We start from the raw sequence: 7012 nt of genomic DNA on the forward strand, positions 1-7012 counted from the left end.
GACCTGTTTGGTTCGTCTGAGACGCTTCAGACAATCCGCCTCGCTGAGACTGTCAAGCGAATCGTCTCCCCTGATCATCTGACAGAACGGCCGATCGAGCCTGCAGTGGCAGCGGGTATGGCGGAGCTACGCAAAGCTGATTCCCCACGCGCGGTCCTGGTACAGGAAATCAAAGCTCTCCTGCGCGATCCCAACGGCGACATTTCGTTGGAGGACCTGGTCAAAGACGTCGTGAGGCCAATTCGAAGCGCCTTGAACGATCCGGAGAAATTCCCAACGTCCCTACCGTCCACGATTACCAACTCCCGGCCGGAGTTTGCGAGGTACTTCATTAAGCAGATTCAGGAGTACGACAAGGTCCTAGAGCCTGCTTTCCGGCTCATCCAGCTCGGAGCGATGTACGGCTTGGGACGTCATGAGCCCATTTGGACGCGCCTCGTTCAAGACCTGGCGGCCACCGCGCAGCAGAACTCAGGCAACACCGCTCTTTTGGCGCTACGGGGTTACCCTCTCGTTGTTACCGCCCACATAGCCAGCATGGCAGCCATCGCACGTGACAACTACGGCGCTCTTCGGGCATTTGTGGCGGACCCGGAGGCACGGACCATTAACGGCAAAATCCCTGTCGTGTTGGACTCGGGCCCTCGGAAGGTAGTTAGCGAGGTCCAGTGGATACCGTCTGCGCTTGTGATCTCTGAAGATAAGGGCGTCGAGGCGGACGATGATCTGATCGAGGGACTCCTCAAAGGAAGCATCGGGAAGCGGCACACCCCTATTTCCGATCACATCTACCGGCTCTTGATGCCACTTTTTGAGGACTACGTCGGGGACGAGAACGAATACGCCGAAGTGTTCGACAGAGCCGAGGTATTTATGGACCTAATAGCAGCCGACGCCGCAGCCGTAAACGCCGATCAGTATTGGGGGTGGCGCGGAGGATACGGTCGGTACACATGGAAATACATGCGAGCGAAGAACCCTCCTGAGAAGGCACTCAGCGCTGCCTTCGAAGCCTCACCCGACGGTTGGTCGCCGCTTCTGGACGGGGTCTTCGGCGGCTCCACGGAGCGGACCATGGCCGCATTTGCAGAAGTGATCTCCGGCGCTGAAACGGTACGCCAGAACCAGTGGTAGTTAGGCGAGTGCCGCAGCGAAGGAAGGTGCGGCCCACGCCGTTAGCTGACAGTCCGGTGGGCCGAGCTTCTGACTCGATCCAGCCATGAAGCGTCATAGCGCCGAACGGTGGAGAATATTCAAAGCAGATCCGTCGGAGTCGAAGACCATTCGCCATAGGAATAGAGGCGCACTGCCGTCCAAACCTCTCCGGGCGTTACTCGCGAGCGCTTGACATGATACGCCGAAGACCGAGTACTCGCATGTCCTCTAAGGAGGCAGCGATGGCCGTAACAGCTAGCGAGGCTCGACGCGACCTTGTCCGCCTAATAGAGCGGGTGAACCTCGACGGCACCGAGATCGAGATCGTGTCCAAACGTGGATCCGCGGTCTTGATGTCGAAGGACGAGTTCGACGCGCTGGTGGAGACAAGCTACCTGCTGAGCTCCCCTGCGAACGCCCACCGCCTCATGTCCGCACTGGAATCTGTCCGTGGGGGCGATACCGTCCCACATGAGCCTTCGAGTGCCTCATAGCGGTGGACGACCTATAGCTGGATGGCCTGGTCTAGCTGGATGGCCTGGTCAAGAATCTTCGTTACTCTCCCGAGCCCTTCCGGGTCCACCGGCGGCGAAAGCGCGTACTTCGGAGAGCCTCTTGAGCCGCACCTGTGGAAGCATCACTTCCACTTCTGCAGGAGGCACTGCATCCTCATGAAGCAAGTAGTCCGGGTTCACATCGAATACTGTCGCGATGGCGCGCAGGCACTTGTCCGGGACCACCTGGACCTGACCGTCCTTGAGGCTCGACCATCTGGCGCGGGAGACGTGGACGCCTTTTTTGCGCCGGCCTCAATCGCCGGATGGTCGTACGGCCGACCCGACTCGTCCATTATGGAATCCAGAAGCAGATTGACCTTCCGCGCAAGCATCTGAGCTCGCCGGACTTTCTCCTCTTCGGTGAGCTTCCGTTTCACAACCGAGCGGGAGGTTGGGGTCGTGCTGTTCTCCGCCACGACTGGCTGACGCTCTCGCGGATGATTGCGCACATGATTGAGGTCGATGGCGTCGAGATGCTTCTCACTAATGGGTGTCACTATAGGCAGCGTCGGATAGATCCGCTACACACCGACATTGAGTTGCTCGCTCAGGTCGTGCCGCAGTTCCCAGTCCATTAGATCTGGGCCCCGACGCCGGAAGTGTCATGAAGTTGTGGTGCATTTCGGTGCAGAAGTACCTGCGAGCAACTGTGCCAATCTGTGAGCAAAGCGGTCAAAATCGCTGATTCTTAGGGACTTTCGATCCAAGACTCTGAACCCGTTTGTGCGCCGCAATGGGTTCAAATCCCATCCCGCCCCGAACTTCAAACGTGCAGGGTCATCAGATCAAAGAAACTATCGTGAAGCACATGGTTCGGCGGTGGCCACGCTACAGGGAGCCCGCTGGGTTGGATTCTGGCGGCGGCCTCCAGCAATAGCGCCAGTCGCGGCTCTGAAAACGGGGCCACCGTGGGCGATGAAACGACCAGGATTGCAGCGCCGAGCCAGATCCAGCCCAGCCAGCCGACGGCATCGTCGACGACTGCCCTGTAGTGACGCATGCTGACGTCGCGTCTGTTTTCACCTCGGACCAGCCACACTTGGTAGCCTGGCGGCGGCGCACCTTGTTGGCGGACAACTCTCAGATCCTGCTGCGACACCGCGGCTGGGCCCGGGTCTTGGGTTGACCGCAACATGCACACGACCGTCGCCCATGTGGACAGTCGCTCTTGTTCATATGGTCCGAGGTTCACTGACCGGCCATGAAATAGATCGGCAAGCGTCGTCCGTGTTTCATCCTCTAGCTGTACTGCCCAGGGAGGTTGGTTAAGCGGCTGATGGGCGGCTGGCCTCCGATTGCGGTGTGGGGCCTATGGTGATTGTAGTGGTGCAGCCATGCCGGGAGGGCGTTTCTGCGGGCTGATTCCGTGGCGTAGAAGCGTTTGAATGCCCACCCGTCGGCCAGGGTGCGGTGGAAGCGTTCGATTTTTCCGTTGGTCTGGGGGCGGTAGGGCCTGGTCTTCTTCGCCTTGATGTTCAGCTCCCGGCAGGTGTCCCGCCAGAGGTGGGATTTGTAGGCTGAGCCGTTGTCGGAGAGAACCCGCTCGACGGTGACGCCGCGGGCGGCAAACCAGGACACGGCCCGCCTGAGCACTCCGACTGCGGTGGCTGCTGTTTCGTCGCTGTGGATTTCGGCGTAGGCGACCCGTGAGTGGTCGTCGATGACGGTGTGCACGTAGGCGATGCCGATCAGCGGGCCACGATGTCTGCTGCGCGGTTTGTCCGGGGTTCCTGCCCGGTTCATGCCGCCTTGTTGCCGGCCGACGTAGCGCCAACCGCCGCCGTCGGGGATGTTCCCTAGCTTCTTCACATCGACGTGGATCATCGCTCCAGGAGTCTCATGCTCGTAGCGGCGGATGACCTCCCCGGTGCGCTTGTCCACGTGATGCAGCCGGTTCAGCCGGCACCGGACCAGAACCGCGTGCACGGTCGAGGCCGGCCTGGCCAGCTTCGCGCCGATCGCGACCGGGCCCAGACGCTGCTTCCAGCGCAGATGCACGACCTTGCGCACCAGCTGCTGCGGCGTCCGGTTCGCCACCCGGTGCGGGCGGGAGGATCTGTCAGCCATACCCGCCTGACCCATCGCGGCGTAGCGGGCCGCCCACCGTTTGGCCGTGGGCCAGGAGCAATTGAACTGCTCGGCAGCCCGGGACACCGGCCAGCCGTGGTCTACGACCAGACGCGCGACGCGCAAACGTTGGCGTGGAGTCAAAGCGGCATTAGCGTGGGACACGAGGACCTCCTGGTCGCTGCAGCGGTTGTCTAAGCAACTCCACTGTGCAACCGGAGGTCCTCACCTTTAGGTCAACGACTCCAGCGAGTCATCACATTCACCGAACCAACGTCCCTGGGCAGTACAGCTAGGCCGCGGCGTGCAGCCGGGGGAGGGCATCGACCAGCGGCGCCAGTTCGGGGACCTCCTGGGCCTCGGCCAGCGCCCGCTCCAGCGTGGCGTCGTGGACCGGCCGGCTCTGCTCGAGCAGGGCGATGCCGCTGGGGGTGAGCTCGGTGTAAATTCCGCGGCGGTCATCCGCACACAGGATCCGGGTCAGCAGCCCGCGGTCCTCGAGCCGGTTGACCAGGCGCGTGGTGGCACTCGCGCTCAACGCCGTGGCACGGGCCAGCTGCTGCATCCGCATGTGCCAGCCGTCCTGCCGGCTCAGCGCGTCCAGCACGGTGTACTCCACGACCGAGAGCTGCGCCTCGGCCTGCAAGGACCGCTCCAGCTCGGCCTCGATCAGCCCGTGCAGGGCCGCCAGGGTCCGCCAGCCTTGCGCCCGGACCTCGACGGCGTCGTCCTTGATGCCCATCACGTGTTTCCCTTCAACTCGCGTGCCCGGCGGGGTGGTGACGGGCACATCAAATAATAGTTGCTTGCGCGCTGTATCTGCTTGTGCAAGAATAAATAACGCGTCTGCAACTACTAGCTTACGCGCCATACCCCATCCCGTACAGCTTTGTAAGGAGCACCTCCATGCCTGTTGGCCTGATAGCCCTCGCCCTCGGCGGGTTCGGCATCGGACTCACCGAGTTCGTCATCATGGGCCTGCTGCCGCAAGTGGCCGCAGACTTCCACGTCACCGAGGCGACCGCGGGCTGGCTCATCTCCGGCTACGCGCTCGCCGTCGTGGTCGGGGCGCTTGGCCTCACCGCGGCCGTGACGCGCTTCGAACGCAAGCCCGTGCTGGCGGTACTGATGGTGCTCTTCATCGCCGGCAACCTCGTCTCGGCGCTCGCGCCGGATTACTCGGTAATGATGATCGGCCGCATCATTGCCGCCCTCGCACATGGCGCGTTCTTCGGCATCGGCGCCGTCGTGGCCGCGAGCATGGTGGCGCCCACTAAGAAGGCGGGTGCGATCGCGATCATGTTCACCGGCCTGACGGCTGCGAATGTGCTCGGTGTCCCGTTCGGCACCATGCTGGGCCAGGCCGCGGGCTGGCGCTCCACGTTCTGGGCGATCACCGTGATCGGTGTCCTCGCCCTGGCCGGCATCCTCGCCCTGGTGCCCAGAACAGGTTCGGGAGATTCAGCCTCTGGTTCTGCCTCCGGCGGTCTGCGCGGCGAGCTCCGTGCCTTCCGGTCCGGACAGGTCTGGCTCTCCATCCTCGTCACCATCCTTGGGTACGGCGGCATGTTCGGCGCCTTCACCTACATCGCCTTCACCCTCACCGAGGTCACCGGCTTCTCCGCCACCACGGTCCCGTGGCTGCTAATCCTCTTTGGCGTCGGGCTCTTCATCGGCAACACCGTGGGCGGCAAGGCGGCCGACAAGAATGTGGACCGCACCCTGCTGGTAGTGCTCGCCATTCTGGTGGTGGTGCTCGTGGTTTTCGCCCTGACCGCCGGCAACCAGCCGTTGACCATCGCCTCCATGGTGCTGCTGGGCGGCTTCGGCTTCGCCACGGTTCCGGGACTGCAGATGCGCGTCATGAAATACGCCAGCAGCGCTCCCACCCTGGCCTCCGGCGCCAACATCGGCGCATTCAACGTCGGCAATGCCCTGGGCGCCTGGCTGGGCGGCGTCACCATCACCGCCGGCCTCGGCTACACCTCGCCCATCTGGGCCGGCGCCGGGATCACCCTGTTGGGCCTGGCAGTGATGGCGTTCGCCGCGGCTCACGCAAAGAAGCACGACGCCGACCTGCCGGGAACCGGCGGATCAACCGTGCCCGCCGTTGCAGCGGCGGAAACCAGCACAGACCTTCCGGTCACCGAGGCTGCAGCCGTTGCCCGCTGACCGCTCGAACAGAACAGACCGCCCGACCACAACAACAGGAGACACCGTGAACTCAATGCCCCATATCGTCCTCAACAACGGGGTGCAGATGCCGCAGCTGGGCTTCGGCGTCTTCCAGATTCCCGACGCCGAGACCACCGAGGCGGTAGCAGCGGCGCTCGCGGCCGGTTACCGGAGCATCGACACGGCCGCCATCTACGGAAACGAGACCGGAACTGGCCGCGCGATCGCGGAATCCGGGATCGCCCGGGAGGAGCTCTTCATCACTTCCAAACTCTGGATCGACGACCTCGGCTACGAACCGGCCCTTGCCGCCTTCGACGCGAGCCTGGATAAGCTGGGTCTCGACTACCTGGATCTTTACCTGATCCACTGGCCGGCGCCGGCATCGGACCGGTACGCCGACTCCTGGTTGGCCCTTGAGAAACTCCTTGCCGACGGCCGGGTCAGGGCCATCGGTGTCTCCAATTTCGAGCCGGGACACCTGCAGCGGCTCATCGACCTGGGCGGAACGGTGCCGGCCGTCAACCAGGTGGAACTGCACCCGGCCCTTCAGCAGCACGCCGTGACGGTGTTCAACGCGGCGCAGGGCATTGCGACGGAGGCCTGGAGTCCGTTGGCCCAGGGTGCACTGCTGGCGGATCCGGCCATCACGGAGATCGCCGCGCGGCACGGCAGAACCCCGGCGCAGGTCATTCTGCGCTGGCACCTGCAGCAGGGGAGGATCGTCATCCCGAAGTCAGTGACGCCGGCCCGGATCCGGGAAAACCTGGAGGTGTTCGGCTTTGAGCTTTCCGCGGGCGAACTGGCGGCCGTGAATGCCCTTGAGCGGAACGGGCGCACCGGACCGCACCCGGCCACGTTCAATGGCTAGCTGTCAGCGCCTGAGCAGCCGAACGGCCTAGCGGCCGAATGGCAGCCGCGGGTCCAGGTCCTGGCCCTCCCAGGTCTGGCGGATCCAGCCGTGGTGCGGGTCATCGCTGATGAGCCAGTCACGGACCGGGCCAGGGCCGGCCATGACGTTGAGGTAATACATGTCGTAGCCGGGGGCGGCCATGGCG

At 63.5% G+C, this 7012-nt stretch carries 7 protein-coding genes; 4 read left to right on the forward strand and 3 right to left on the reverse strand.

Going from position 1 to position 7012, the window contains the following annotated elements; translation table 11 throughout:
- The coding region (locus LQV45_RS14605) for a hypothetical protein (protein WP_230007652.1) at positions 1 to 1134 on the forward strand (1134 nt) is incomplete at its 5' end.
- A 263-nt stretch (positions 1135 to 1397) separates the two neighbouring features.
- Positions 1398 to 1649 (forward strand): type II toxin-antitoxin system Phd/YefM family antitoxin, encoded by a 252-nt coding sequence (locus LQV45_RS14610; RefSeq protein WP_230007653.1) that lies wholly within the window; start codon positions 1398 to 1400, stop codon positions 1647 to 1649.
- A 1302-nt stretch (positions 1650 to 2951) separates the two neighbouring features.
- Here the strand turns inward: LQV45_RS14610 and LQV45_RS14615 are convergent.
- Together LQV45_RS14615 and LQV45_RS14620 are read right to left on the reverse strand one after the other, a co-directional pair.
- Complete coding sequence (locus tag LQV45_RS14615; protein ID WP_230007654.1) at positions 2952 to 3944, reverse strand: IS481 family transposase; 993 nt, start codon at positions 3942 to 3944, stop codon at positions 2952 to 2954.
- 127 nt (positions 3945 to 4071) lie between these two features.
- Positions 4072 to 4521: a MarR family winged helix-turn-helix transcriptional regulator gene (locus LQV45_RS14620; protein WP_223915289.1), complete on the reverse strand. Its 450-nt coding sequence runs from the start codon at positions 4519 to 4521 to the stop codon at positions 4072 to 4074.
- 164 nt (positions 4522 to 4685) lie between these two features.
- Here LQV45_RS14620 and LQV45_RS14625 point away from each other — a divergent pair, with 164 nt between their 5' ends.
- Both LQV45_RS14625 and LQV45_RS14630 read left to right on the forward strand, forming a co-directional pair.
- A complete protein-coding gene (locus tag LQV45_RS14625) occupies positions 4686 to 5951 on the forward strand; it encodes an MFS transporter (protein WP_230007655.1) in 1266 nt (421 codons plus the stop codon).
- 55 nt (positions 5952 to 6006) lie between these two features.
- Entirely contained in the window at positions 6007 to 6825 is an 819-nt protein-coding gene (locus LQV45_RS14630; RefSeq protein WP_230007656.1) for an aldo/keto reductase, read from the forward strand.
- 27 nt (positions 6826 to 6852) lie between these two features.
- Here the strand turns inward: LQV45_RS14630 and LQV45_RS14635 are convergent.
- A partial coding sequence (locus LQV45_RS14635) for a 5-deoxy-glucuronate isomerase (protein WP_230007657.1) occupies positions 6853 to 7012 on the reverse strand: 160 nt, incomplete at its 5' end.

The sequence above is a fragment of the Microbacterium sp. Bi128 genome, assembly GCF_918698205.1.